29 protein-coding genes and 1 tRNA gene are annotated in these 26964 nt (G+C 49.9%); 15 read left to right on the top strand and 15 right to left on the bottom strand.

Annotated elements, in window-relative coordinates; all coding sequences use genetic code 11:
- Positions 1 to 66: 66 nt before the first annotated feature.
- Complete coding sequence (locus AACR41_RS16470) at positions 67 to 861, bottom strand: Crp/Fnr family transcriptional regulator (RefSeq protein WP_030006012.1); 795 nt, start codon at positions 859 to 861, stop codon at positions 67 to 69.
- Between the two features lie 196 nt (positions 862 to 1057).
- Here AACR41_RS16470 and AACR41_RS16465 point away from each other — a divergent pair, with 196 nt between their 5' ends.
- From AACR41_RS16465 to AACR41_RS16450, 4 genes are all read left to right on the top strand, one after another.
- Positions 1058 to 3040: an SLC13 family permease gene (locus AACR41_RS16465; RefSeq protein WP_339367646.1), complete on the top strand. Its 1983-nt coding sequence runs from the start codon at positions 1058 to 1060 to the stop codon at positions 3038 to 3040.
- A gap of 102 nt (positions 3041 to 3142) precedes the next feature.
- Entirely contained in the window at positions 3143 to 3706 is a 564-nt protein-coding gene (locus AACR41_RS16460) for a peroxiredoxin (protein ID WP_012306421.1), read from the top strand.
- A 117-nt stretch (positions 3707 to 3823) separates the two neighbouring features.
- Positions 3824 to 4813: an NAD(P)/FAD-dependent oxidoreductase gene (locus AACR41_RS16455; RefSeq protein WP_030006011.1), complete on the top strand. Its 990-nt coding sequence runs from the start codon at positions 3824 to 3826 to the stop codon at positions 4811 to 4813.
- A gap of 149 nt (positions 4814 to 4962) precedes the next feature.
- Entirely contained in the window at positions 4963 to 5943 is a 981-nt protein-coding gene (locus AACR41_RS16450; protein ID WP_030006010.1) for a GntR family transcriptional regulator, read from the top strand.
- A 38-nt stretch (positions 5944 to 5981) separates the two neighbouring features.
- On the opposite strand, the gene AACR41_RS16445 is transcribed toward AACR41_RS16450, so the two are convergent.
- From AACR41_RS16445 to lipA, 7 genes are all read right to left on the bottom strand, one after another.
- Positions 5982 to 6932, bottom strand: coding sequence for a hypothetical protein (locus AACR41_RS16445; RefSeq protein ID WP_030006009.1), 951 nt, complete (start codon positions 6930 to 6932; stop codon positions 5982 to 5984).
- Between the two features lie 243 nt (positions 6933 to 7175).
- On the bottom strand, positions 7176 to 8012 hold the full coding sequence (gene mazG / locus AACR41_RS16440; RefSeq protein ID WP_030006008.1) for a nucleoside triphosphate pyrophosphohydrolase: 837 nt from the start codon (positions 8010 to 8012) through the stop codon (positions 7176 to 7178).
- Positions 8013 to 8114: 102 nt separating this feature from the next.
- Entirely contained in the window at positions 8115 to 8483 is a 369-nt protein-coding gene (locus AACR41_RS16570) for a hypothetical protein (RefSeq protein WP_084149980.1), read from the bottom strand.
- On the bottom strand, positions 8480 to 10195 hold the full coding sequence (locus AACR41_RS16435; RefSeq protein WP_397427741.1) for an Rne/Rng family ribonuclease: 1716 nt from the start codon (positions 10193 to 10195) through the stop codon (positions 8480 to 8482). The genes AACR41_RS16570 and AACR41_RS16435 overlap by 4 nt, the downstream gene beginning before the upstream one ends.
- Before the next feature lie 356 nt (positions 10196 to 10551).
- Positions 10552 to 11715 (bottom strand): cysteine desulfurase family protein, encoded by a 1164-nt coding sequence (locus AACR41_RS16430; RefSeq protein WP_315862003.1) that lies wholly within the window; start codon positions 11713 to 11715, stop codon positions 10552 to 10554.
- A gap of 10 nt (positions 11716 to 11725) precedes the next feature.
- Positions 11726 to 12289, bottom strand: a complete 564-nt coding sequence (locus AACR41_RS16425) for a Uma2 family endonuclease (RefSeq protein ID WP_030006006.1) — start codon at positions 12287 to 12289, stop codon at positions 11726 to 11728.
- A 28-nt stretch (positions 12290 to 12317) separates the two neighbouring features.
- Positions 12318 to 13223, bottom strand: a complete 906-nt coding sequence (gene lipA, locus AACR41_RS16420) for a lipoyl synthase (RefSeq protein WP_030006005.1) — start codon at positions 13221 to 13223, stop codon at positions 12318 to 12320.
- Positions 13224 to 13316: 93 nt separating this feature from the next.
- Here lipA and AACR41_RS16415 point away from each other — a divergent pair.
- Positions 13317 to 13390 (top strand) — tRNA-Pro (locus AACR41_RS16415).
- Positions 13391 to 13448: 58 nt separating this feature from the next.
- Here the strand turns inward: AACR41_RS16415 and AACR41_RS16410 are convergent.
- Positions 13449 to 13958 carry a pentapeptide repeat-containing protein gene (locus AACR41_RS16410; protein ID WP_030006004.1) on the bottom strand — a complete coding sequence of 170 codons (510 nt, stop codon included), beginning with the start codon at positions 13956 to 13958 and terminating at the stop codon, positions 13449 to 13451.
- A gap of 246 nt (positions 13959 to 14204) precedes the next feature.
- On the opposite strand from AACR41_RS16410, the gene AACR41_RS16405 reads away from it, so the two are divergent.
- Complete coding sequence (locus AACR41_RS16405; RefSeq protein ID WP_030006003.1) at positions 14205 to 15821, top strand: iron uptake porin; 1617 nt, start codon at positions 14205 to 14207, stop codon at positions 15819 to 15821.
- A gap of 84 nt (positions 15822 to 15905) precedes the next feature.
- Here AACR41_RS16405 and AACR41_RS16400 read toward each other — a convergent pair whose 3' ends face one another.
- Positions 15906 to 16223, bottom strand: coding sequence for a DUF3082 domain-containing protein (locus AACR41_RS16400; protein WP_012306410.1), 318 nt, complete (start codon positions 16221 to 16223; stop codon positions 15906 to 15908).
- 216 nt (positions 16224 to 16439) lie between these two features.
- Between AACR41_RS16400 and AACR41_RS16395 the strand changes: the two genes are divergently transcribed.
- The gene (locus AACR41_RS16395) at positions 16440 to 16682 is read left to right on the top strand and encodes a hypothetical protein (protein ID WP_052349580.1); all 243 of its coding nucleotides are present in this window, start codon (positions 16440 to 16442) and stop codon (positions 16680 to 16682) included.
- Here the strand turns inward: AACR41_RS16395 and AACR41_RS16390 are convergent.
- The 4 genes from AACR41_RS16390 to AACR41_RS16375 all read right to left on the bottom strand — a co-directional run bounded on the left by AACR41_RS16390 (position 16679) and on the right by AACR41_RS16375 (position 18913).
- Positions 16679 to 17062: a VOC family protein gene (locus AACR41_RS16390; RefSeq protein ID WP_030006001.1), complete on the bottom strand. Its 384-nt coding sequence runs from the start codon at positions 17060 to 17062 to the stop codon at positions 16679 to 16681. The two genes, AACR41_RS16395 and AACR41_RS16390, sit on opposite strands and share 4 nt — an antisense overlap.
- Before the next feature lie 3 nt (positions 17063 to 17065).
- Positions 17066 to 18190 carry a DUF3747 domain-containing protein gene (locus AACR41_RS16385; protein WP_030006000.1) on the bottom strand — a complete coding sequence of 375 codons (1125 nt, stop codon included), beginning with the start codon at positions 18188 to 18190 and terminating at the stop codon, positions 17066 to 17068.
- A 153-nt stretch (positions 18191 to 18343) separates the two neighbouring features.
- Positions 18344 to 18634 carry a hypothetical protein gene (locus AACR41_RS16380; RefSeq protein ID WP_030005999.1) on the bottom strand — a complete coding sequence of 97 codons (291 nt, stop codon included), beginning with the start codon at positions 18632 to 18634 and terminating at the stop codon, positions 18344 to 18346.
- A gap of 162 nt (positions 18635 to 18796) precedes the next feature.
- Positions 18797 to 18913: a photosystem II reaction center protein I gene (locus AACR41_RS16375; protein WP_015132356.1), complete on the bottom strand. Its 117-nt coding sequence runs from the start codon at positions 18911 to 18913 to the stop codon at positions 18797 to 18799.
- Between the two features lie 158 nt (positions 18914 to 19071).
- On the opposite strand from AACR41_RS16375, the gene AACR41_RS16370 reads away from it, so the two are divergent.
- Positions 19072 to 20034: a DUF6282 family protein gene (locus tag AACR41_RS16370; protein ID WP_200870482.1), complete on the top strand. Its 963-nt coding sequence runs from the start codon at positions 19072 to 19074 to the stop codon at positions 20032 to 20034.
- A gap of 33 nt (positions 20035 to 20067) precedes the next feature.
- Positions 20068 to 20853: a DUF1350 family protein gene (locus tag AACR41_RS16365; RefSeq protein ID WP_030005997.1), complete on the top strand. Its 786-nt coding sequence runs from the start codon at positions 20068 to 20070 to the stop codon at positions 20851 to 20853.
- A 17-nt stretch (positions 20854 to 20870) separates the two neighbouring features.
- Here the strand turns inward: AACR41_RS16365 and AACR41_RS16360 are convergent, their stop codons facing one another.
- On the bottom strand, positions 20871 to 22166 hold the full coding sequence (locus tag AACR41_RS16360; RefSeq protein ID WP_030005996.1) for a Glu/Leu/Phe/Val family dehydrogenase: 1296 nt from the start codon (positions 22164 to 22166) through the stop codon (positions 20871 to 20873).
- A 461-nt stretch (positions 22167 to 22627) separates the two neighbouring features.
- Between AACR41_RS16360 and AACR41_RS16355 the strand changes: the two genes are divergently transcribed.
- The 6 genes from AACR41_RS16355 (at position 22628) to lepB (ending at position 26943) form a co-directional block, all read left to right on the top strand.
- A complete protein-coding gene (locus AACR41_RS16355) occupies positions 22628 to 23209 on the top strand; it encodes a DUF4126 domain-containing protein (protein WP_030005995.1) in 582 nt (193 codons plus the stop codon).
- Between the two features lie 52 nt (positions 23210 to 23261).
- Positions 23262 to 24473, top strand: a complete 1212-nt coding sequence (locus AACR41_RS16350; protein ID WP_030005994.1) for a molybdopterin molybdotransferase MoeA — start codon at positions 23262 to 23264, stop codon at positions 24471 to 24473.
- 135 nt (positions 24474 to 24608) lie between these two features.
- Positions 24609 to 25076 carry an LptA/OstA family protein gene (locus tag AACR41_RS16345; protein ID WP_012306399.1) on the top strand — a complete coding sequence of 156 codons (468 nt, stop codon included), beginning with the start codon at positions 24609 to 24611 and terminating at the stop codon, positions 25074 to 25076.
- Positions 25077 to 25079: 3 nt separating this feature from the next.
- On the top strand, positions 25080 to 25823 hold the full coding sequence (lptB, locus tag AACR41_RS16340; protein ID WP_012306398.1) for an LPS export ABC transporter ATP-binding protein: 744 nt from the start codon (positions 25080 to 25082) through the stop codon (positions 25821 to 25823).
- A 140-nt stretch (positions 25824 to 25963) separates the two neighbouring features.
- Positions 25964 to 26341: a hypothetical protein gene (locus AACR41_RS16335; RefSeq protein ID WP_045441416.1), complete on the top strand. Its 378-nt coding sequence runs from the start codon at positions 25964 to 25966 to the stop codon at positions 26339 to 26341.
- A gap of 29 nt (positions 26342 to 26370) precedes the next feature.
- Entirely contained in the window at positions 26371 to 26943 is a 573-nt protein-coding gene (lepB, locus tag AACR41_RS16330; RefSeq protein WP_030005992.1) for a signal peptidase I, read from the top strand.
- Positions 26944 to 26964 lie beyond the last annotated feature (21 nt).

The raw sequence follows: 26964 nt of genomic DNA, 5'->3' as shown, positions 1-26964 counted from the left end.
TTAGGTGGCTAAATAGATGATTTTCAATGGTGATTAGGCGATCGCTCCAATGGTTGACGCCCTCGCCTAGCGCAATGGCCACCAAGCCACTTTATCGCGGGTCGCACTATAGACTTCCTTGAGGCCTTCTGGATTCAACACATGGATCAGATCCCCTTGTCCCTCAGCGGATTTTTCTGTCTTAATCAGTTCCACCTTCGTCATCCCCTTCAACACCTGTTCCACAGTGCGGTGATTTAACTGGCAGGCATGGGCAATGATATCGACGGGGAGATCAAAGCTAAAAACGCCATCACGCTGGGGTTGATTGGCCAGCGATCGCTCTTGGTAAATCAAAGCTCGCAGCAGGGAAGCGACGGCCTGGGGCGGGTAGGTACTACAGTTCAGCAGATGGTACTGGAATTTTTCTCGCAACTCGAAACTCAGGTTATAGCGATCGCGAAAATCAGCACTCTGGTCATAGATCCGTTGTACCGTTGCTACCGGAATTTTCAGCACATCGGTAGTTTTGTAGGCTTCCACCAAACTGGGAAAACTCCGACTCACCTGCCCAAACCCAACGGGAAGATTGCGCATCCCAAAACAACTGCCCATGTAGGTAATCGCTAAGATGCGGTCGAGGGGCGTACTCCGCACAATCACTGGCCCCCCCGCCAGTAACACGTAGAGAAATTCCAAATTGTGGTTCGGGCGAAAAGCTGTATAGATCGGCCGACTGGAATAGAGTTTCTCGGTGATCAGTTCCGCTGGATCAAGCCAATTTTGCAGTGCATCTGGATCCATTCCCCGAAAGAAAAAATTGTTTTCGGTCAACTCAGTGATGATTTCTGGCACTTTGGGAGCTTGGACAGGCTTGGCCATGGGGTTTTGTTGGATCTTGATTCGGGCTTGGGACGGGTCTTTGGTCATTTTAACGGAGGATTGTCGCCCCATGTCTTCCAAACCAAGACATGAATTTTAAATGAATTGAAATACATCTTAAATTTTATTTGAAATTATTTTTCGTTGGGATATACTTCAAGGTTACTTAATCTTTTTTTCTTAGTGCCCCTGTCCTATGGCAAAACAACCTCCCTGGTGGCCGCGAATTTTGCAACGTCAGTGGCGATCGCCCCGAACTTGGAACGCGATTCTGCCCTTTAATGTCATAAAAACGACTAAATTCTTTTCAACGGCGCCCATGCTAGGCGTTCTATGTGCTGGAGGATTTTCGATGGCAATGTTTGCGCAGTTGCCTTCTTTGGGGGAGGCGGCTTTCTTCGGTTTGGGTTGGCAAGGTTGGTTGACCCTCGGTCTGACCCTGGTGGCCTTTCTTTTAAATGCCCTGACGCCTCTCCCTGCCGAGGTGATTTTCCTTGGTGCCTTGGGAGCCTTGCTGCTGACGGGGGTGCTTGATACGAGTACTACCCTCGCCGGGTTTAGTAACGAAGGTTTGGCGACCATTGCGGTGCTTTATCTCGTGGTGACTGGCTTGCAACAAACCGGCTCTCTCAGTTGGATTTCCCAGCGGGTTTTAGGACTGCCGAAAGGAGAGTCTGCGGCCTTGATGCGGTTGATGGTGCCGGTGATGGGCCTGAGTGCCTTTCTAAACAACACTCCCGTAGTGGCGATGTTTATCCCGGTAGTGAACGAGTGGTGCCGCAAGCTGCGCATTAGCCCCTCAAAATTGATGTTGCCCCTGAGTTATTCCGCTTCCTTTGGGGGCGTCTGTACTTTAATTGGTACCAGTACAAACCTGGTGGTCAATGGCCTCTTGATTGCCGAAACAGACCATGCCGGTCTCGGCCTCTTTGACATTGCCTTGGTGGGATTACCCTGTGCGATCGCCGGTGTGACCTTTCTAATGCTGAGTCACAGTTGGCTACTACCAGAGCGCAAACCGGCCATTAGTGACCAAGACGATCTGCGGCAATACACCGTGGAAATGGTTGTCCACGAAAACAGTCCCCTCATTGGCAAAAGTATTGAAGAAGCTGGGCTACGAAATTTGCCAAACCTGTACCTGATTGAAGTGGTGCGGGATTCCTTAGTGTTGCCAGCGGTCAGCCCGCGCGAAGTTTTGCAGGAAAAGGATCAGTTAGTTTTTGTCGGGGCAGTGGATTCGATCCTCGACCTCAATCGACTCCGGGGGTTACAGCCAGCCACGGATCAAGTTTTTAAATTAGATACTCCCCGCTCTGAACGTTGCCTAATTGAGGCGGTTGTTTCCAATACCTGTCCGCTAATCCGGCAAACGATCCGGGAAGGAAAGTTTCGCAGTCGCTATAATGCCGTCGTTTTAGCCGTGGCCCGGAATGGGGAGCGCCTCAAGGGAAAAATCGGGGAAATGCGCCTGTTGGCAGGGGATACCTTATTACTCGAAACCCACCCCACTTTTTTGGAGCAGCAACGGGGTTCCCGGGACTTCTACTTAGTCAGTGAAATTCCTGATTCGGAGCCGATGCGCCATGACCGTGCTCCCCTGGCCCTGGGAATCCTGCTCGTGATGGTGGTTTGTGTGGTGTTCGGTTGGCTCTCGATGTTAAAGGCGGCAACCCTAGCGGCGATCGCCATGATTGTTTTCGGTTGCTGTTCCCCCAGTCGTTCCCTCAAAAGTATTGAATGGTCTGTGTTGCTCGTGATTGGGGCCGCCTTTGGTCTGGGGAAAGCCTTAGAAACGACCGGGGCTGCTGGGGCGATCGCCGCCAATCTCCTGCAACTGGCCGGAGACAATCCCTGGCCCACCCTGGTTGTCGTCTACGGAATTACAACCCTCCTCACAGAATTAATTACCAACAATGCCGCAGCGGCGTTAATGTTCCCCATTTCAGTATCTTTAGCCAATACCCTCGGTGTGGATGTGATGCCTTTTGTGATTGCGATCATGATCGGCGCTTCGGCGAGTTTTTCGACTCCCATCGGCTACCAAACTAATTTGATGGTCTACGGGCCAGGGGGCTACAAATTCACCGATTATTTTCGGGTCGGGATTCCGTTAAATCTCCTGTTTTGGGCCGTGTCCTGTGTTCTGATTCCCTTCGCCTTTCCCTTTTACCCCTAAAAGAATCTTGACTTATTCCTAAATAAGAATTATTCTGGCTTATCAAGAAAGGTTGAGACCTTTCCTAAAATTTTCTGTTATCACACTATCCAAGAGGTCCACATGGCTAGAGTACCTGACGTTGTCTTCAAAACCCGCGTCCGCGATGAATCCGTAGAAGGCCCCAACCCCTACCGTTGGGAAGACAAAACCACCGCTGACATTTTCGGTGGCAAGAAAGTTGTTCTTTTCTCCCTGCCTGGTGCTTTCACGCCCACTTGTTCCTCCAACCACTTACCCCGTTACGAAGAGCTTTATAGCGAATTCCAAGCCCAGGGCGTTGATGAAATCATCTGTCTGTCTGTAAACGATGCTTTTGTAATGTTCAAGTGGGGTAAGGAAATCGGTGCTGACAAAGTCTTCCTCCTTCCCGATGGTAACGGTGAATTTACCCGCAAAATGGGGATGCTCGTTGAGAAGTCTAACCTCGGTTTTGGGATGCGTTCTTGGCGCTACTCCATGCTCGTCGAAGATGGCGAAATCAAGAAGATGTTTGTAGAGCCTGACTTCTCTGATAACTGCCCCACCGATCCTTTTGAAGTATCTGATGCAGATACCATGCTGGCTTACATCAAGGGCGAATCTGCTCCTGGTGTTTCTGAACCCCGCAAAGAATTTGTTGGTTAAGTTTTTATCACTGACGCTCACCAAATAATTTTTTAGACTAAGGCAAGGGGGGCGGTGATCGCCTTCTTTGCCTTTTTGATTTCTCGTACCACCGCCAAACCATTGGGGGACCCTGCCATGAAGCTTTCTAGTAAAAACCTCGAAACCCGTTTAGATACCGTCTATGATGCCATTATTGTGGGGGGCGGCATGGGTGGTTTATCCGCTGCAATTTACCTCGCCCGCTATGGCCTGAAGTGCCTCATCGTCGAAAAAGGCAGGGGTCGCTCCTTCTGGATGCAAGATCTCCGCAACTATGTCGGCTTAGACCCAGAAACTCCTGGGCGAGATATTATCCTCCAGAGCACCAAGCAGGCTATTGATTGGGGCGCAGATCACCTGCGGGGTTATGTCGAAGAAGTTACTGATGAAGGTGAAACCTTCGCCGTCAAAGTCAAAGTTGGCAGAAAAAATAGTAGCTATCCTGTTTTCCGCAGTAAATATGTAATCGCCGCCTCTGGCATCATCGACAATCTCCCCGAAACCGATGATATGCAAAATGTCTATGATTATGCTGGCTATACGCTCCATGTCTGCATGATCTGCGATGGCTTCGATATGTGGGATCAAAAAGCAGTGGTCATTGCTGGAACTGAAGGGCAGATGAATGCGGCTTTCGTCTTAAATTGGTTTACGCCTTATATTTCCGTGCTTACCCATGGTCTCGTAGAGGTGAGTGACGAGATGAAAGCAAAATTGGCAGCCCACGGTTACCCTCTCTATGAACAAAAAATTGTGAAGTTCCACGGCGAAAAGCACAAGATGAGCGGCGTTGAACTAGAGGATGGCACCATTGTCGAAGCCACTACGGGTTTGGTAAATATGGGTTCGACCTACTACAACGAATACTTGAAAGGGATTGATGGTTTGGAGTGGGATGGCGAAAATCTCGTGACCAATGATATGTGTCAAACAAGCCATGAACGAATCTTTGCCCTTGGTGATCTCAAAAAAGGTCTTAACCAAGTATCTGTGGCGGTGGCAGATGGCACTTTGGCGGCAACGCAGATTTGGCGCAATACTCGTCGAGCGGCTCCCCCCCGCAAATGGGAAGAGAATATTGTCTAGGCTTAAAGTAAGCACGTTTCGGCTGTTTGGCCACTTAATGTCGCAGAATTGAGATTCCCTCCATAATGAAAATTTTTTGATAACCCAGGGCGATCGCCTTGGGTTTTTTGGCTTTGATAATAGAAGCAATGATCTCTGCGAGGGTCCCCATGGCGTTTTCTTTTCATATTCAGTCCGATAGTGAAATTCCCGCGTCCCAACAGCTTCTGGATCAATTACAATTTGCGATCGCCTCCCATCAGTTTGCGAGCGAGCAACGGCTGCCGAGTTTACGACAATTGGAAATGATGACTGGACTCCACCGCAATACCATCAGCAAGATTTACCGGGAGCTTGAAGTCCTTGGCCTCGTCAAGTTAATTCCCGGCTCAGGGGTTTATGTTCAGGATCAACGCCAGTCCCCCACGACGCCATCCGAAACCACTAAGGAGCCGTCGCCGCAACCCCAGGCCATTTTTGATGACGCAATTCAGCAACTGTTGGAGGCGGGCTATAGTTTGCCCCAAATTCAACAACTGTTTACTAAGGCCATTGATTGGCGTCTCGCTTGTGCCGCCCAGGTGATGATCACTGTCCCCCAGCGGGAATTGGGGGCTGGCCAATGGATTTTGCAAGAAATAAGTCAGGTGATCGCTATCCCGATCCAACTGGTTCCCCTAGAAGCATTGGCCGAACGTTTAGAACAGGTCACGGCGGCAACCCTGGTTACTACCCCCTATTTCGTTCAGGCTGTGGCGGCGATCGCCCCCCCGAATATCCAGATTATTCCGGTCACACTCCATGATTACGGCCCCGAACTGGCCCACATCAAAGCGCTTCCCCCCAACCACTGCCTCGGTCTAGTGAGCCTGAGTCCTGGCATTCTCCATGCTGCCCGCACCATTATCCATAGTCTCCGGGGGACTGAGCTGACCCTAATTACTAGCACGCCGACGGATCTGCCGCGTCTCCAGGCGCTAATCCGGCGCAGTCACAGGATTTTATGCGATCGCCTTAGCTTGGAAACCGTGCAACAACAAATTAGCCGACTCCAACCCAGTCTTAGTCAGCGACCTAAAGTATTTCCTTGTAACAATTACATCAGTGAAACATCACTACAGTCACTGCATCAAGCCTTACAAAAATCTTAATATTATAGAAATTCTTAGTTTTGGCTGAATAAAACTGCTTATAAATATTGTTGGTATTTTTCATAAATGTCTACTGCCGGAATTGGTTCCTTAAATGCCTGCGGTAAACTATAATCCTGAGCAGAATACTCTCTTCGCAAATCAACAATATTTAGATAAGGAAGTTGCCAATCCCGTAGCCGCTGCAATAACTCTTGAAATTCGATGTCATTTTTTTGATGACGATATTTAAACGCAATAAATTGCAGCATCCGTGCATAGGAACGGGGGTTATCATGTTCTGCTGGAATTTGGAGAATTTCAGTCAAATGATTGAAAACATCTTGATTATCACGAATGTGTAAACTGAGCTGCGTCACATCATAAGTATCAGATTTTGTTAGGGTTTTTGAGATACTAGAAATCGCCCGCAGCACCGTGTAACTGTAGGTTGCCTGCTTAAAAAGCCTCAGCAATTCCAGTCCATCTGGATATTGGGCGACATTATCAATCGCCTTTAAATATTCCTGGAGCACAATCCGGCCTTTGTCTGTTTTAATGCGGTCGAGCAGAGGCCATACTTTTTTGTGAAGAATAGCGATCACTGTTTGGTGATCTTGGGTTGCAAGCACCTGGGAAATAAATTTGTAAATACTTTTTTGAAGCGGACTGCGAAACTGTAATTCTGTTTCAGAAATCAGTAAATAACTTTCTGCCGCTGTTAAAGCCAATTCTAAAAACTGAATAATTCGTTTTAAACCCTTAAACTCGCCAAGTTCTTTCTCGATCAAGACCCGCATTTTGGCATAGGTCAAAAAGTCTTCATTGTCGAACTTATTTAGTTCGATTCGCTGCACATGCCAGGCCTTTGCTCTAATTTCGCGATTATACTTTCGGTGTGCTAAAACAACTTTTTCCGGCACTGACTTCTTGCTAATCAGTTTCGCAATTTTTTCTGAAAAACTGGTCTCACCGATTAGAGGCTTATTCCACCATTGTGTTTCATCCATGGTTATTTAAGGCAAGTAATGGAGTTGATTGCTGGTGAACGGGATAGTGTTTTCTGTTCCTAAACTATTTTTTAGTTTGCTGATAGGGAAAAATAGACTTTCTTAACCATATCATCGCATATTCTTTGTCTAGGTTGAGGCGTTTATTATTACATAAATCCTGTCGAAATTGTGGCTTAGAGCGAGCAGTCAAGCCACTTTAACAACCCTCACAGTGCCCTAAGGTAACGAAATTACTGAAGACTAGTCGGAAGAATCAATGCTTTGGTGGAGATGTTGTTTTGCTCGTTGCCAAAGGGTTTCTAGTTCTGCGAGGGAATAATCTGTCAGGGACTTATCTGCAAACTTTTCCATCAAAGAAATGCGTTGCACCATGCGGTCGTTGGTGCCGTGGAGTGCCCCATTGGGATCAAGATCATACCACCGGGCTAAATTGACAATGGTGAATAGTAGATCGCCGAGTTCAGCCTGTTGATGGGCTTTGTTCTCAGTTTGGAGTGCCTCGCGAAATTCCTGGAGTTCTTCCTCAAATTTTGCCCACACTTCCCCAATGTTTTCCCATTCAAATCCGGCGGCGGCAGCTTTTTCGGACATTTTTAGGCTCGCCATCAATGGTGGGAGGGTGCTGTTATAGCGGTCTAATTTACGGCTGAGCTGGGGCACAGTTTGCGGGGATTCGCCTTTTTCTTCGGCCTTGATGGTCTCCCAGTTTTGACGGACTTCGGCGACGGTGCTGGCACTGGTTTCACCGAACACATGGGGGTGACGGCGAATCAATTTTTCGCTAATGCCCTCGGCGACTTCCTGGAGGCTGAAGTGGCCGTATTCCTGGGCAATTTGGGCTTGTAAAACGACTTGCAGTAAGAGATCCCCTAATTCTTCGGCGATCGCCTGTTGGTCATCCTGGCGGAGAGCATGGACAACTTCATAGGCTTCTTCGATCACGTAGGGAATCAAAGTTTGGGGTGTCTGTTCTAAGTCCCAGGGACAACCACCAGCAGGCGATCGCAATTGGGCGACAACCTCAATTAAATGTTGTAGAGCCGTTAGGATTGCGTCGGTCGTTTGTTTCGGTGCCATAGCTTTTTAAGGGGGAATTTTGGGGTCAGAGTGAGGGGGCGAAAACACCCCCAAAAGAAAAAAGCAGTGTTGCCACTGCCTTGGGTTAACGGTAATTGGGTTTTAACTACTGGCGGAAGAACGGCGACGGCGACGGCGACGGCCATTGGTCTTTTCTTCAGCGTCTTTTTCTGCTGCTTCCGGTTCCGCCTGGGGTGAAACTTTTGTTTCTACGGGTTGAGCAGTTTGGGGAGCTGTGTCGTCTGCTTCGGGGACGACCTCTCCAGTTTCAGGGGTCTCAATCTGGAGTTGTTGCGGCTCTAAATTTTCGACTGGTGTTACTTTTTCCGAAGTGGCATCGGTTTCTTTGGCGCTTCCCGGTCGCACAATTTCGATAATCGTTGAGCGGGGGTCTTTTTTCCCAGCAGCGTCTAAACGCACCAGGGGTGATACCCCAATCAGGGCATAGACATTTTTTTCCTGCTCCGTCATTTCCACCTGGACGGTTTCTTTGGGCTCGTCACGGCGGTAACGACTCCGTTCGCGACGGTCATAGCGGGAAGACGTATTGCTGTTGTCTTGGGACGAAGACGTTTTTGTTTCTTTTTTTCTTTTGTTGGCGTCTCAGCAGAGGGGCGATCGCCACCATTATCTTGGGTCTCTTTTTCGTCCCGGAGCACTGGCTTACTCGAAACCTCCGGCGATCGCCGGCGACGACGACGATTATTATTATTACTGCTTTGTTCCTGATAATCGGGATGATGCACCAGATTTAACGGCTCTGCCGCAGGCGTATTCCCTGCATTAATCAGCTTGCTCCGAGCAACCCGTGATGTAATCCGTCGTCCGTGGCTGGTGGTGCCGCGCCGTCCCCCAGACAGTACAGGCCGACTTTCTCCCGGTGTCCGCGCCCCGCCCTGGAGCGAGAGAGAAGACAGAATATTTAACTGGAGTGGTACAGGTTCCTCTTCACCGGGTAAATGTACCAAGTGACCAAGGCCATTACAGTGGGCGCAGGGCTTACCGAACAGTTCATAAATATTTTGACCCTGCCGTTTGCGAGTCAGTTCTACCAAACCCAATTCAGACAACTGGGCGATCTGGGGCCGGGCCTTATCCGCCTTGAGAATACTTGTAAAATGCTCCAGCAACTTCAACTGATCATGGCGAGAATCCATGTCGATGAAATCCACCACGATTACCCCACCAATGTTGCGTAACCGCAGTTGCCGCGCAATTTCTGTGGCCGCCTCATAGTTCGTCCAGAGCACCGTTTCCCGTGCGGTGGCGGATTTAGTAAAAGAACCAGAGTTTACATCAATAACAGTTAAAGCTTCGGTGGGTTCAATGATGATGTAACCCCCAGAAGGCAACTCAACCCTGGGCTTGAGGGCTTCACGAATGGCTGCATTCACCCGGAAATAGTCCAGAATCGATTGCTTTTCGCGGTGATGATCAATTAACAAACCGTCGGGCGCTTTCCCCCCTTCCCAGTTCATGAGCTGGCTTTTCACCCGTTTCATGCCGCTGGCAGAATCCACCACGATGCGGTTCACTTCATCGCTGTACATGTCCCGCAGCACCCGCTGAATAAAGTCGTCATCGCGGTTGATCAGGGTCGGAGGACGGCCGTAGTTTGCCTGCTGCTGGATCGCTTCCCACTGTTTTTGGAGCAGTTCTAAATCTTCGATGATCGCTTCTTCGTCGGTACCTTCGGCCTCAGTCCGCACCAAAAGTCCCATGCCGGGGGGTTTCATCAGCACGGCGAGGGCCCGCAGACGGTTACGTTCGCTATCACTACTGATGCGGCGGGAAAGGTTAACTCCTTTGCTGTAGGGCATCAGGACGACGTAGCGACCGGGGAGGGTAATATTGCCTGTGAGCCGTGGCCCTTTGTTTCCCGTGGGTTCTTTCATCACCTGAACCAAGGCTTTTTGTTGGGGTTCGAGGAGTTCGGTGATTGAGCTGGAATTTTTTCTGAGTCGAATGGGGCCGAGATCGCTGACGTGGATGAAACCGTTTTTTTCGGTGTCACCGATGTTGACAAAGGCCGCGTCAATGCCGGGAATGACGTTTTCGACGATACCGAGATAGATGTCACCGACCTGTTGGGCACCGGTGGATACGACAATTTCTTGGATTTGGTCTTCCCAAAAAACGGCAGCAATCTGATGCTGCTCTGCAATAATAATTTGCTTAGGCATTCAAATTCCTCGATTTTTTTCGCTTAATGCTGAAAAAACTGTTCTATGCAAGTTCTGTTGTCTGAAATAAATGCTTTGAAACTAGGCTGGATATTTCTTGTTTCGTGCAGACTTCACCGCAGACATGAGTCTATGTATGGCTGGGTGAGATGAAATGGTAGGCGATCGCCGGATCTTGTGTCATTGAGGAAAAGGTTAGAATTACCGCAACAACAAACAAAGACCGGAGCAAATTCTTTCTTCACACGCTGTGTAAAGGGAGAAGACGGTTACGGCTAAATACAGGAAGGTTTAGCGGCATATTTGCAATCGCCTCAAATTCCATTCTAAAGCCAAGTGTTCACTTTGGATCACTTTCATGGGGTCTTGGTGGGCATTTTCCGGAGGCTGTGGAGGGTTTGCTGTAGGGTGTGGGCGACGTGATCGATATCGGTAGCGGTGGTGAAACGGCCTAAACCAAAGCGCAGGGAGGCGCGACAAAGGGCTGGCGATCGCCCTAGGGCCGTGAGGACATGGGAAGGTTTACCGGAACTACAGGCGGAACCAGCGGAAAGGGCGACGGTATTGCGCAGTGCCAAAAGGAGGGCGGTGCCGTCAATATTTTCGATACTGATGTTGAGATTATGGGGGAGCCGTTGGTCGAGGTCGCCGTTTAGATAAATGCCTTCTAGGGGTTGGAGTTGCTGCCAGAGGCGATCGCGTAATAGTTTAAGCCTGGTATTTTCTTCGTCCATCTGGGCCAGACCGATTGCGATGGCCTTACCAAAGCCAACAATTTGCGGTGTGTAGAGGGTACCCGATCGTCGGCCCCGTTCTTGGCCACCGCCGTGGAGTTGGGGCGCGAGGTTGACACGGGGATTTTTTCGGCGCACATACAACGCACCGATTCCCTTGGGGCCATAGATTTTATGGGCTGTCAGGGACAGCAGGTCAATGTTTTGGGTTTGGACATTCAGGGGAATTTTGGCGATCGCCTGGGCCGCGTCACAGTGAAATAAAATGCCTTGGTCATGACAGAGGGTGCCAATCTCGGCGACAGGTTGGAGTACGCCAATCTCGTTATTGGCCGCCATTACCGAGACCAGCACCGTATCTTTACGGAGTGCTTTTTCCAACAAGGATAAATCCAATAAACCATTGGCTTGCACGGGCAGATGAGTCACCTCAAACCCCAGAGTTTCTAAATAGGCACAGGGGTCAAGCACCGCTCGATGTTCTGTTTGCACCGTAACAATATGCCTGCCCTTGTCAAAATAAGCCTCAGCTAATCCTTTAATCGCTAGATTATTTGCCTCCGTCGCCCCGCTAGTAAACACAATTTCCTCTGGCTCTGCCCCAATGCTGCTGGCGATTATTTCTCTGGATTGTTCTACCGCTGCCGCCGCTTCCCACCCATAAACATGGCCAGCACTCGCAGGATTGCCAAACTGCTCCGTAAAATAGGGCAACATCGTTTCTAGTACCTGCGGATCAACGGGAGTTGTCGCATGGTTATCAAGATAGATAGGACGCTTCATCACAAAAAATAGCCTAATTTTTTAACCAAGCAAAAATCTCATCTCCCCTTAAAGTCAATGATTGAGCAAAAGTCGGCATTGGTAAACTTTGGGCTTGCTGATCAAACACCTGTACAGATTTATCTGGCTGATAAACGAAAATACAGGCTTCTTGGGGGTCAATCAGCCACCCCATTTCTGTTCCATAAGCTAAACAGTGGAGGATGTTACGAATAACACGGCTATGGCTTTGATTGGGAGACAAAGTTTCAATTAACCAATCCGGCGCAAGCTTAAAAACATTGGCAATTTCACCGTTGTCATCCCGAGGGATTCGTTCGGTTTTAAAGACCGCAACATCCGGCACAATGGAGCGTTCCCCAAAAGTACAACGTAGTTCTGGAAAAACCTGAGCTGTTTTCTCCGGGCGGAAAGCCATGGTGAGGGCAAGGGTTAATTCCCGTTGTAGGAGGCTATGTTTTCCTTGGGGCATTGGCTTTTGACGAATCATCCCATCGATATATTCGTTGGCAGGTTTAGTCTCTGGTAGCGCTAAGAATTCTTCTAGGGTCATTGAGCGACTTAGTGCTTGCACCATGGAACGTACCGTAGATGGGAACTATTTTTTATTTTAGTGAATGTAACTGACTGAGTTCTGGCTTAGATCGTGGGTGGGTTTCCATTAAGCGCCGCACCTGTTCGGCATGGTAGGAACTGCGGGTGAGGGGGCTAGATACTACTTGCAAAAAGCCGAGGGATTCACCATATTCCCGCCAAGCGTCAAATTGTGCCGGGGTAATAAAATCTTGCACCCCTAAATGTTTTTGGGTGGGCTGGAGGTATTGACCAATGGTGAGAATGTCACAGTCTACGGCTCGCAGATCACGCATGACTTCACGCACTTCGGCATCGGTTTCCCCAAGGCCAACCATAATCCCCGATTTGGTGTAAACCCAGGGGGTTAGCTCGCGGGTGCGCTGGAGTAACTCCAGGGAACGTTGATAATCCCCTTGGGGACGCGTTTTTTTATAAAGACGGGGGACGGTCTCGGTGTTGTGGTTCAACACTTCGGGGGCCGCATCAAGGATCGTTTTGAGGGCGTCCCAATTACCGCAGAGGTCAGGAATCAAGACTTCAATGGTGGTTTTGGGAGACAGTTCGCGGGTGCGTTCGATACATTTTACAAATTGGCTTGCGCCACCATCGGAGAGATCGTCACGGTTGACAGAGGTGATTACGACATGATTGAGATTCAGACGGCGGACGGCTTCGGCGAGATTGTCGGGTTCTGTGGGATCTAAACCCCGGGGCACTTTGTCAAAATCAATGTCGCAGTAGGGGCAAGCACGGGTGCAGGCTGGCCCCATAATCAAAAAGGTGGCGGTGCCTGCATTGAAACATTCGCCAATGTTGGGACAGGAGGCTTCTTCGCAGACGGTGTTGAGGCTGAGGTCTCGTAAAATTTCTTTGACGCTGCCAACCCGTTGCCATTGGGGGGCCTTTACTCTGAGCCAATCTGGTTTTACCGCCACGGCGATCGCTCCTTACTTTTTGAGAATTTTGGACTTAACGGACAAGTTTTTATCGTAGCAAGGTTTACCTGTGTTAGTATAGGTTCTGTTTTTCGGGATGTAGCGCAGCTTGGTAGCGCACCTCGTTCGGGACGAGGGGGTCGTAGGTTCAAATCCTATCATCCCGATTTTTTGAAAAAATCACGACCAAAGATCTCCTGGATATTTTGCTAATTCCCAGGGGGACTAATTTTTACAGTTGAGACTGTAGCGGGTGTCGGTGCCGGTAATGGTATTGGTGCCGCTGGCTCGTTTGCAGAGCTCGGACAGTTGATAGCGGTCGAGGAGCGCACCAGAAAAATCAGCCCCATCGATAATCGCTTCGGCAAAATTTGTCCCCGGTGCAACGGCATCGACAAAAAGGGCGTTGGTGAGGTTCGCACCTTCCATGTTGACTTGATCCATAAAGGCTTCGGAAAGGTTGGCTTCGGTGAGATTGGCCTCCATAAATTTGCCTTCGGTGAGGATGGCTCGGCTTAGGTCACTGCCAGTAAAGTCACTCCCCCGCACATCGGCCCGGGCAAAGCTCGCTGCCTGGAGATTTTCGTGGGCAAAGTCATGGTTCGGCAGTTCGGAATAGGTGTAGTTCAGCTTACTAGCGGCGATCGCCTCTGGGGTCACCAAAATTATCATGGCGATCGCCAACAGAAAAATCATTCCCACACGTCGAACAAATTGCGCGGCTACAGAAACCATAATTTCACTAACCTCAAAAAATATTTTTCTTTTTCTAGGATACAAGCCTTCCCCAAGGGGGTTACATCCAGAACTTCCATGTAGTACCCGCTAAATTTGCATCACCGCCACAATTTCGTAGGAAATACTACAAAACTTCCACCATAAGTCATGGCAAAACTAAGCCATTCATTTTTTAACCCCGACTTCAACTTTGATTAACCTTGCCAAAATCAAAGCTTCGGGTGTGAGGACAAACACCAAACTATGACTTCTTTGAAAACTGTATCCTTAGCTGCAACCGCTTTTGTGACGATGACCGGCCAGGCGATCGCCGCAGATAATCAAGCATTGCTCGAACAAATTAATCAGTACAGTGCGAACAGTTCTACCGCTCAAGTCAATAGCATTTTCCAGCTCAGTGATGTGTCCCCTTCGGACTGGGCCTTTGATGCGCTGCGAAATTTAGTCGAAAACTACAACTGTATTGTTGGCTATCCCGATGGTACCTATCGTGGCAATCGTCCCCTCAGTCGTTATGAATTTGCTGCTGGTTTAAATGCCTGTTTACAGCAAATTGAGCGGCTGATCACCAGTGGCAGTTCTGAAGTTACGGCAGAAGATCTCGCTGCACTACGTCGCCTCGTGAATGAATTTGAAGCAGAACTCGCAACCCTCGGTGCCCGCGTTGATGACCTCGAAGGCCGCGTTGAATTCCTCGAAGATCATCAGTTCTCAACGACGACCAAGCTAGTGGGCGAAGTTTCCTTTAACGTTTCCGATGCATTTGGTGACGATGTCGAGGCCCAAACTGTTTTCCAAAACAAAGTCCGACTCACCCTTGTCACCAGCTTCACCGGGAAAGATCGCTTGTACACGCGCTTCACTGCTGGGAATTCAGAAAATTCCTTTATTGATGAATATGGTATTTCTCCTCTGACCCAAGAGGGCCGCTTTGCCTACGATGGCGAGTCCGATAATGATGTCACCATTGACCGCCTCCACTATGTCTTCCCCCTCGGTGAAAAAACCACTGTTACTGCCATGGCTAGTCTCGGTGGCCACCACTTTTATGCAGATACCTTCAACACAGGTCTTGAAGCTGGGGGCGGTTCCAATGGTGCGCTTTCCCGTTTTGGTGAGCGTAACCCCATCTACCGCTTAGGCTTAGGTGGTGGTAGTACTGGAATCGGGATCAAGCATGATTTCAGCGATGTTTTTCAAATCTCTGCAGGTTACCTGGCGAAAAATGGTAGCAATCCCACTCAGGACAATGGCCTTTTCAGTGGCGCTTACTCAGCCTTAGGACAACTAGTTGTTAAGCCTAGTGACCGCTTTAAACTTGGGGCGACTTATATTCGTGGTTTTGATACAAGCGTTTTTGACAGTAATGGCATGGCTCCAGGGAATGATGACACTTTCGCTTTCGGCGGAACTGGTACTGCCTGGGCAAACAACCTTGGTAATACTGCAGGTGATGTTGAGAGCGATACTTTTGGATTACAAGCTCAATGGGATATTAATGATAATGTCAGTCTTCGGGGGTGGGTTGGCTATACCAATGCTAATTTCATCAATGTTGATGCCGAAGCAGATATCTGGACTTGGGCTGGTATTTTGGCATTGCCTGACCTTGGTAAGCCTGGCAATATGGGGGCAATCATCGTTGGCTCAGAGCCCTATGCAACAGATTTAGAGGTGGGTGGTATTACTCCCCAAGAGTTTACGGATGATATGCCTTTGCACATTGAAGGGCTTTATAAGTATCAGTTGAGCAAGAATATTTCCATTACCCCTGGTGTAATTTGGCTGATTAACCCAAATCAAAATGAGGATAACGAAGACATCATTATTGGCACGATTCGGACAACCTTCTCGTTCTAGAGGAGCTGGCAGCGAGTGAAGCTGCTTAACTGAAAATGCTGAAAAATAATGACCTGACCCTAGAATTACTTCTAGGGTTTTTTCTTATGAATCACCAGGAGAAGTTGTTTGCTTACCGCTCAAGAGAGACTGGAGACCTAAAATAAATAGACCTACAGCAATGAGGCCAAATACTCCTGTTGCCATGGTAAATAAGCCCATAATGAGGGTGCGTACTGTAATCCCAATTTGGATGGCAAGGCCATTCCCCGTAGGTGGTTTACTAGCAAAGCCCGCAATGACTTTATTCGTTAAAAGGTAGGCTGCAAAGGACATGGAACCAGCAACGGCAGTACCGTACCAACACCGCAAAGGACTGGGTAAGGTTTCGTCTGGTTTTAGGTCGGGGGTTTCTTCGCTCATCGTCTCGATTTGTTAAATAGTAGAAACTACAAATTACAGGCCAGGGGACATGGTTGATATTTTACGCCTTTGGGGTTTGGGCAAGGAAATTTTCCAGGAGTGCCAAGATCAAGATTTAAGCCAATATTTAGTACCGATGCCACTGGGCCAGGTGTTGCCGTAGTATAAAAATTGAGAGAAATATTTCCGTGGCCGTTTACGAGGAAGGATAGATCCATGAAAGTTAAGTTCATGAGTGCAGGCAATTCGGTGAAGTTAGTTATTTTTCTGTTGCTGGCATTTGTGGCGGTGGGAGATGTCTTTTTACCGGAACCTCTCAAGGGGGCGAGTAAACAAATAAAGACAACCGTAAACAATCTTGTCCTGGGTATTTTGCCACGGGAGGGATTTCAAGATCCCCATGAGCGGACGGAAAAGGCCGTAGAAGAAATGGAACAGGAATCAGGGAGCCAACCCTAGGGATTGGCTTGAATAGCATTACTTTGGTGCAGAATTAAGCGGTTTTGGGCAGGATCGTAGGCGTAACATTCACGTCCATGAGAGGCTGTTATGATTTCACCATTTATCGCTCCCCCTAAGGCTTGCACGGTGGCGATCGCCTCTTCGAGATCATCAACTTCTAGGCAAAAACTCAAAGCCCCTGAGGTTCCGGTAAATTCTGCTTGGTGTTGGGGACTGGGTTGAAAAATGCCGATTTTCAGACCCAGAATCCGAAACTCCGCGTAACGATCTTGGCTGTAGCTTGCGGGTTCGTCATTCAGGAGGCCACGGTAAAAGTCAACCACCTCCTGCCAAGGGTCAGCGGCGATCGCCACAAAGATTTCTGAAAAATTTGCCATCACTTACTGCACAGGGACAATTTGCACGGCTAGACCCGTTTCTCGCAAGCGCATTTGCAGATCTTGGGCTTCAAATTCGGCGGCGAAGGCTCCGGCTTGCATCATCCGGCGATCGCCAACCCACGTATGAAACGCATCCGGAATCACGGCCTTTAACCGTTCTTTTTGTTCTGGGGTTTGGGCATCAACCACCACCCGGTAACGCAAGCCTAAGCTCTGGGCCAAGGAAACGCTATTGGGCGGTGGCGGCGGTTGTTGACCGGGTTCTTCAAGGCGAATGACCCCAGTGTTACTGGAACTATAGGTGGGGATAGAGCGTTGGGGGACAGGGAGAACGTTGGGATTGCTGGGATTGCTCGGTAGGCTCACGATGGGTTCAGGGGCCGCGGGAACTGTAATTGCTGCCACGAGGGTTTCGTTCGGGCGACTGGTGGTTTCTTGGTAGGGAGGCACAAAAATTTGAATTGTTTCGCTGCCAGAGACCGATTTTTCGGTAATTTTGCTGCTGGTATAGGTGGTAGGCGCAGTTGCAACCCATTCCTGTCGGGGAGCGGCAGCAACCAGTTGATCACGGGGCCGTTCATTGGCGAGGTAAATGTGACCCAGGGTTTTTCCTTCGTAGGTGCGTTTCGCCATGCGCCAACCTGGATTGAGGTTAATCTTCAGCATTCCCTGGGCCAGCCCGCCCGTATCTCCCACTTCGATGGGCGATCGCCCCGGATTTTCCACATCAAAAGCCTTGAGGACAACCGCTCCCCTTTCCTGAACCAACTGGAGGCGATAGCGCCAAGCCATATCTTGCTCCCCTAGGCGCAGGGAATAGCCATTGGAATCGGTGCTGCGGCCACAAATCCCCGTAAAGTCAAATTGCAACAGTAGCGGATCAATGACCGTGGGAGAGCCTCCCTGTTCTCGCCAACAGGCCCGGTTTTGGTCGAGTTGTTCAAGGATCACAAGATTATAGGCTTCACCACCAGCAAGGGGGACGGCGATCGCCACCACATCTCCAGGGGTCAAATCCTGGGTGCCAAACAAACCGCTATTAGCTTGGGCTGTGGGTGCAAAGCTAACTGGCCCTAGGGTAGCCATACTCACCCCCAACGCCGTGAGACCTGCGCGAATATTCATCTGATCCTCATCACCAAAACGAACAATGGGCCTGGGTTTTCCCCTGGGGGAAAGCTCAGAATTGCCAGCATTTTAGCACCGGACTTTTGCCTCTCCCATCCCCTATCCGGCCATCAGTCAACAAAAATTTATAGTTCCGTGTGCCGACAAAGTTTAAAAAGGAGAAATTGTTTGCAGCAGTTTCCGCAACCGGAGAAGAAAAATGGTGTGCTGGATGTCTGCATTGACGGTGGGGGGAAGATTTCGTTCCGCCTGTTCCTGTTGGATTTCGGCGTATTCTTGGGCGGTGACGGGTTCGCCATCAATGGGTGATCGCCCTTCGGTAATCATTTCTGTGCGCAACACCTCCTCCGGGAGATCCTCTGGGGGCGGCAAGGCGATCGAGAGGGGCGTTGTCAGGAGCAAAACAACGGCGGTTATGGGAAAAGCAGGTCGTCTTAGCATGGTGACATTTAGGGGACAGTTGCGGGGGACTCAATGGCCTTTCTTTTCAATGTAGCGAATCTAAAACCCATACCCATGAAAAAGTGGGGTTGCCCTAGGACAGATCCCCACCATTTTTGATGCTGTAAATCAAGTTTGCTGCGATAAACAGCCCAAAATACTTTATTCGAAATCCTTTCTACCGGGGTTGCGGGTTGGGTCGCTAGATAGAAAACCGAAGATAAACAGAGATACAAAGAAAATGACTGTGATGTAAACAGCAATCTTAAGGGTAAGCATATTTATAGGTCTCCTGTGAACACAAAACCAACGGATGCAATTGGTTTTATGAGGATATTTTAATTAACGTAACATATCATACGTTGATATCCTCGCTTCCGTAAACGAAAGGAATCCTTAAACCGTATTCGCTAGCGCAAAAGTTGTCATTCTCTGCCATGGAACGTCCCCTTTATTTCCTTAAAAATCCTTTCCTGTTGCGGCTGCTAGTCGGGATCGGTTTGGGCCTCTGGATTTGGGGGGTTGGGATGCTGGGGGCGATCGCCACAGATTTTAAAGGCAGTATCGATTTTCATGTCCATTCTGCTCCGGATGTCACGGCTAGGTTATACGACGACCTCGAATTGGTTGAAAACGCAGCCCAGGCAGGGATGCAAGCCCTCGTGCTCAAAAACCACGTCACCCCAACGGCGGATCGGGCGGTGTTGGCCCATAAAGTTGTGCCGGACATGGAAGTATATGGCGGCGTTGTGCTCAATGAAACGGTGGGCGGCTTAAATCTCCGGGCCGTGGAAACCATGGATCGCCTGGGAGAAGGACGGGGAAAAGTCGTTTGGCTACCCACCATTGATGCGGCCCACCATCGTCAGACCCTAAACCACCGCTTTGGGGGATTGCGAGTCGCTCGCTATGGCCATCTGGTGCCAGAAATGCCGGACATTTTGCAGTACATTGCCGCCCATAATCTGGTTTTAGGCACGGGCCACATTTCCCCAGCAGAAATTCTCACCGTTGTCCCTGCGGCGAAACAATTGGGCGTTGAAAAAATCCTCGTAACCCATGCCATGGCCACCGTACCAGGATTAACCCTCGCACAAATGCAGGCGATCGCCAACCAAGGGGCTTTTTTAGAATTAACCTACGTGAATACATTGATGGGGGAAAATGCCACCGAAGCCGACCACCAAGCCTGGGAGAATGTGAGCATTGAAACAATGGCGAAGGCGATCCAAACCATCGGCGCAACCCACTTTGTCCTGAGCACCGACCTCGGACGAGCCCTTGATCCATCGCCCATTGACGGCTACCAGCGATTTTTAGAACAGTTGGCGGCGGCGGGCATTTCTGAGGCTGACCTGTACCTGATGAGCCACACCAACCCCGAAAAACTTTTACAATAAAAGCCACTTTTAGTAAGCAACAAACGGCAAATAATGATTTGGCAAGAGTCTGGTGGCAGTTGGATTTTAATCCCAGTACAACCGGTGGGGGTGATTCATTTTTTGGGGGGTGCTTTTGTGGGCACTGCGCCGCAACTCACCTACAAATGGCTCCTAGAACAGCTTGCTGCCGAAGGATATGCGATTATCACCACTCCTTTTGTGAATGGTTTTGATCATTTGGCGATCGCCCGACAGGTGCTTAACCGCTTTGAAAATATCTTCGAACGACTGCAAAACTCAAACCAACTGGGCTACCGTTACCTCCCTATCTATGGCGTGGGCCACAGCATGGGCTGCAAAATTCACCTGTTGATTGGCAGCTTATTCAATGTGCAACGGGCAGGCAATGTTTTGATGTCCTACAACAACTTTCCCGTGAAAAAATCTATTCCTTTCTTCGAGCAGTTTGACCCAGATAACACGATTAATTTTGAATTCACCCCTTCTCCTCTTGAGACCAATGAAATCATCCAAACCAGCTACCAGATCCGACGCAATCTCCTAATTCAGTTCAATAACGATACCATTGACCAAACCCCAGATCTAACCCCCATCCTCATCGAGCGCTTCCCTAATATGGTGGCCACCCTCAACCTCACGGGAAATCACCTCACCCCCTTAGGCCAAGATCTAGACTGGCAATTTACCGAAGGCTTTTCTCCCCTCGATACCTTTGGCCAATGGTTAAAACAAGGCCTATCAAAGGATCTAAAGGGACTGAAAACAGAGATCTGCCGTTGGCTGAATCCTGCTGATTTTGCCGTCTCTAGGGCGTAGATCGAAAGAATTCTCCCCTAGGCCGAACTGCCTGAAAAATAAGTGCGTGTCCCCTTCGCATCTAGGGCCTCACCGAGGCGCATCAGAGCCTGGACATAGGCCGCAGTCCGCATCGAAATCTGTCGCGTTTGGGCAATGTGCCACACCTGGTTTGTGGCTGTAACCATACGTGTCTTCAGCTGATCACGAATGTCCGTCGCTGGCCAATAAAAGCCACTGCGATTTTGTACCCACTCAAAATAACTCACCGTGACACCCCCAGCATTGGTGAGAATATCTGGCACCACCATAATTCCCTTCTCTTCTAGGATGACATCCGCCGCCGAGCTAATGGGGCCGTTGGCCACTTCAAAAATTAATTGGGCTTGCACTTGATGGGCATTGTCCGCCGTAATTTGATTTTCCAGGGCTGCCGGAATCAAAATATCAACATCTAAGGTCAAGAGTTGTTCATTGGTGATCGTTTGGTGTTCAACAATATTGCAAACGGATTTTTCACAATAAACAGCAGCCATATTCCGACTTTCTGACTTGTACTGGCGGATGCTCGGAATATCTAAGCCCTGTTCTGCATAGATCCCCCCACGGGAATCACTAACGGCGACAACACGGTAGCCAGCGCAGGCTAGTTGTTGGGCCAGTTCTGCTCCGGCATTGCCAAACCCTTGCACCGCAACGGTGGTTTTTTCGGGTACATATTCTAGTTTCTTGCAGATGGTTTTAATTACATCAAAGGCACCACTGGCCGTCGCGGTATTGCGTCCTTGGCTTCCCCCCATGCCCAAGGGCTTGCCCGTTACGACCCCCGGCAAAATTTTCCGTTGAATAATGCTGTAATGATCCATCATCCAACCCATCACCATGGCATTGGTATAGGCATCTGGTGCCAAAATGTCTGTGTCGGGGCCAATGGCATCGGCGATCGCCTCGATGTAACCCCGGCTCAAACGTTCTAGTTCGGCTTTAGAAAGGCTTTTGGCATCAACGGTAATGCCCCCCTTGGCTCCCCCAAAGGGCAGATCTAGCAAGGCACATTTGAAGGTCATCCAAAAGGCCAGGGATTGTACTTCGTCTAAGGAAACGTTGGGATGATACCGCACGCCCCCTTTCCCCGGCCCCCTAGTGTCGTCATACCGCACCCGATACCCCCGAAAAATCCTTAAAGAACCATCATCGAGGCGCACGGGAATAGAAACGCTCAGGCTCATTTTGGGATATTTCAAGCGTTCGCTGGCATCTTCAGAGATGTTGACGTGGTGGAGCGCTTTTTCGAGGCGTAGGCTAGCATCGTTCAGGAGAGAACTTACCGTCATGGTTCATGGTTTAAGCCGAATAAGGGGTAGTGAACTACCCCGCCGCAAGCGGACGGAGCTTCCTGTTTCAATGGGATGCGCTTTTTACCCCTAAAGATAGCAAGTCTTATCATCCCTCACCAGGCAGGAGTCCTAGTTCCTAAGACCGTTCGGCTGAGCTCACGGCCGAAGCCCATACTTTTTCTTGCAACACGTCCCTTTAGCTTGGTTTTCACTTTGGGAGTTAGTGGTCAAGATAATTCTATTGTACGCCGCAAGCGGCGGGGAATTTACCCTGAGAGATTAAATCACGGTGACTTTGGCTTGTGAGGTCGGGAACATGAATCACGGGGAAATCGTTACATCTGCTGGTGTGAAATCATTCGGGATTGGAAAAAAGGCCATCCCTAAAAATGGAACGATACACTGAAGGGTAAGGTCTTCTGTCCACGGGATTGTGGCACAGAATTTTTTATGCAGACATGATCATCGGATTTTTGGCGGTATTGTCAGCGGCGGCGGCGGCGGGAATGCGCATCGGTTTACCGTTGCTGATTATTTTGCTGCTCCACAGTGATGAATTGGTGGCAAATTTGCCTGGGATCGGTTGGTTGCCGCCCCGGGTTTTGATCGCTATTTTTACGATGTGGGCCGTGTTTGAGCTGTTTGGCTCGAAGCAACTCCTGGGTCAACGCATTCTCCAGGCGATCGCCCTCTTATTTAGTCCGATTGTGGGGGCCATTTTAAGCCTGACTGTGGCCCAGGTGATCCGCCTAGAATTTGAACCGCTCTGGCTGGTGGGGGTAATGGGGGGGCTGGTCGCTTTTGTGCTGAAACTGACTTTGACGGGGTGGTTTTTCCGGTTGCGGGGTCTGCCCCTGTGGTGGTCTTTTACGGAAGATTTTTTATGTGTGGTGCTGGTGCTGTTTGCTTTTCAATCGCCGGAGCAGGGCGGCATTATCGCGATGATTTTGCTGTGGTTAGCGGTGCGCAGTTCCACAGAATGGAAACGCTATTACGAAGAGAATCGCCGGCCCCAAGGTGGCAGCCCAGGGCCAGACTAACTTGTTTGGCAAACTGACCTACTATATTGGGTGTCAAAACGTATGACGAAGTATGATTTCCGTTGATCAAGCCCAAGCTTTAATTCTCCAGGCGATCGCCCCCCTGGGCGAGACTGAACCCAGTACCCTAGAAACGGCCCTGGGACGGATTTTGGCGACGACGGTGACCGGAAAATTAGATATTCCCCACTGGGATAATTCCGCCATGGATGGCTATGCGATCCGGTTTGCAGACCTGGAAGAAGAGCCCGTCGAACTAGAAGTTGTTGAAACGATTCCGGCGGGTCAAGCGCCCCAAAAATCCTTAGCGCCTGGCCAAGCCGCCCGCATTTTCACCGGGGCAATGTTACCAACCGGAGCGGATACGGTGGTGATGCAAGAGCACACAGAACAACGGGGCGATCGGGTCAAAATTTTACAGAATCCCTCTTTGCGGCAGTTTGTACGCCAGCGGGGTGACTATTATCGCGCCGGGGAACCCCTCTTAAAACCGGGGCAACGGTTGGGCGCAGCAGATTTGGCTGTGCTCGCGGCCTGTCAATGTGTGGAATTTCCGGTCTATCGGCAACCGAGGGTCGCAATTTTTTCCACGGGGGATGAGCTGCGATCGCCCCAGGAAAAGTTAGAAATCGGCCAAATTGTTGATTCGAATCGCTATGGTTTGACGGCCTTTGTCCAGGGGCAACGGGCGATTCCGAAAAATTTTGGCATTGTCCCCGATGATCCGGCCCAACTGAAAGCAACCATGGAAAAGGCGATCGCCGCCGGAGATCTGATCCTCTCGACGGGGGGCGTTTCCGTGGGCGAGTTTGATTATGTTGAAAAACTCCTCGAAGAATTAGGGGGCGAAATTTTTATCCGTAGTGTGGCGATTCGCCCTGGTAAACCCCTGACAGTGGCGAAATTTCCTGGAAATAAACTCTACTTTGGGCTGCCCGGCAATCCGGTATCGGCCCTGGTGGGTTGTTGGCGGTTCGTGCAACCTGCGTTGAAAAAGTTGTCCGGCGATGCTGGGCCTTGGGCACCAGAATTTGTTTGGGCCACCTGTGATCAGCCCCTCAAGGGCGCCGGAAAGCGGGATGCTTACCTGTGGGGAACCTTGGTAGCCACCGCGACAGGTTATCTTTTTCATTTGGCTGGGGGCGGCCACAGTTCTGCGAATTTAGTGAATCTTGCCCAAACCAATGCCCTCGCCATTGTGCCCCAGGGCACTGGTGAAATCCCAGCAGGCGATCGCCTCCGGGTGATGCGTCTCCAAACCTAGGAGAATTTTTGTTGAAAAGGGAAATCCCAGGCTTACTATAGGAAGATAATTCCGCAACTCAATCGGCCATCGTTGCGTCTTTAGGGTAAATAGCCGCACCCAGCGCGCATAGTCTTTTTAGCAGGTACAACAATTATGACGGTCAAGGGCTTTGGTAATCGAATGATTTATGGATTTGGGGGACTCTCCTTGGCGATCGCCGCCACGGTCAGTCAGCTTCCCCCCCAGCAGGCCGCCCAAGCCCAAAATGCCAATGCCCTCACGGTGCGTTCTGATATCCAAGAGGCGAATACCGAAACGGGGATTATCACGGCCCGGGGCAATGTACGGATCAATTATCCCGCCCGCAATCTCCAGGCTACTGCTGCCCAGGCCCAATATTTTTCAGAAGAACGTACACTAGTGCTCAGCGGCAACGTCTATGTCCTCCAGGATGGCAATAGTCTCCGGGCAGAACAAATGACTTATTCCATCGACGAAGGACGTTTTGTCGCCACCCCAGGCCGCAGCGAACAAGTAGAAGCCAGCTATCTTATTCCCGAACAGCCCCCGACAAGTCAGTCCCGCACCCCTGCTCCCATTACCCTCCCCGAAGACGAATAAACCGTGACCATCGTTCTCGAAAACATCCGTAAAACCTATGGCAAACGCGTCATTGTTAACCGTGTCAATTTAAAAGTAAATCAAGGGGAAATTGTCGGCCTCCTGGGGCCAAATGGTGCTGGAAAAACCACTACCTTTTACATTACAACGGGTCTGATTAAACCCAATGAAGGGCGCGTCTGGCTCCAACGGCAGAACATTACGCCCCTAAGTCTAGATGAGCGGGCCAAACTCGGCATTGGTTATCTCACCCAGCAACCCAGCATTTTTCGGAATTTAACGGTCAAGGAAAATATTCAACTGGTTCTCGAACAGTCCCCTTTGTCCCACCGCCAACAGCAACATCGCCTCAAGGAACTGGTGAGCGAATTTCGGCTGCACCGCATTGTGAATACCCGTGGTCGTCTGGTGTCAGGGGGCGAACGACGGCGTACTGAACTGGCCCGCGCCTTAGCCGTCGGCGGTCAAGGGCCGAAATTTCTCCTGCTTGATGAACCCTTTGCTGGGGTTGATCCCATTGCCGTCGCTGAAATTCAACAAATTGTGGCCCAACTGCGGGAACGGGGCATGGGAATTTTGATCACCGACCACAACGTCCGCGAAACCCTTGCGATTACTGACCGTGCTTACATCATGCGGGACGGGGAAATTCTTGCGGCGGGAACGACAGAAGAGCTTTATAGCAACCCCCTTGTGCGGCAGTATTACCTTGGGGAAAATTTTGAGCGCAATGTGAAATATTTCTAGGGCAAGGGTTGCGGGGCGATCGCCAATGGGTAAGGTTTTTACGGACTGAGACTTCATAAAACGTTAGGTAAAAGTTCCTAAGAATTCGTTAGGCTCAGATCAATAACATCATCTTTTTTTAAGAGCCTTTGAATATTGCCGTGTTCGAATTGAGTAGCGTTTTTGAGCAGTTGTGTGAATTTTCCCGGTGCCATTGTCTTGCCATTTGTGGCGGTTTGGTTCCCTTTAACCTGATTTTGAGTTTTTTGACCTTGGTGTACGTGGTGCGCCAAGCTTCCCCCAGTTTGATCCAAAGAAATGCGATCGCCGTTTATGGGGGCGTAACCCTGATGGTGCTCCATGTCAGCACGTGGTTCCTGATCGGCGTTGTGATGGTGCCCACCTTCCTCCTGCCTGCTTTTGGGGCAGTTTGTGTCGCGATTAATCTCTGGGGAACCCAAGCGCCCGCATCCCTGCGCCGTTTCCTGTTTTGGCTATGGGGAACTGTACTGAAACGAAGCGAACGTGCCACAATATAGAGCCGTCGTATCAAATTTCACGGAGACCCATGGGCGATCAGGGCGAACACCTCAGCACAAATCAACAACCGAAACCATGGGCTGCCCTCTGGGAAAATATTCGCATTCTAGTCATTGCCCTGGCGATCGCCTTGGTGGTGCGCTGGTTTATCGCGGAACCCCGGTATATCCCCTCCGGTTCGATGCTGCCGACCCTCGATTTAGGCGATCGCATTGTTGTCGAGAAACTATCCTATCGATTCCAGCCCGTGCATCGGGGTGATGTGGTGGTTTTCCGGACGCCCCCCCAACTAGAACTCCTCGGTTACGATCCCCAACAAGCGTTTATCAAAAGAATTATTGCCACCCCCGGTGAAACTGTATCCGTTCACAATGGCACCGTGTATGTTGACCAAGTGCCTTTGACGGAACCCTTCATTGCTGCGTCGCCTGACTATGAATTGCCTACCCTAACGGTGCCGCCCCACAGTTTTTTTGTCCTTGGTGATAATCGCAACAACAGCAACGATTCCCATATCTGGGGCTTTGTCCCTGCCGATAATGTTATTGGCCATGCCATCTTCAAATTTTGGCCCCTGAACCACCTCGGCAAAATTCTCTAGAACTATTTTCTCAACCCATCT

This window comes from Picosynechococcus sp. NKBG042902, from assembly GCF_963864045.1.
GTDB lineage: Bacteria > Cyanobacteriota > Cyanobacteriia > Cyanobacteriales > MRBY01 > MRBY01.
The sequence above is the reverse complement of the archived record's forward strand: the minus strand, read 5'-3'. Positions and strand labels throughout refer to the sequence as shown.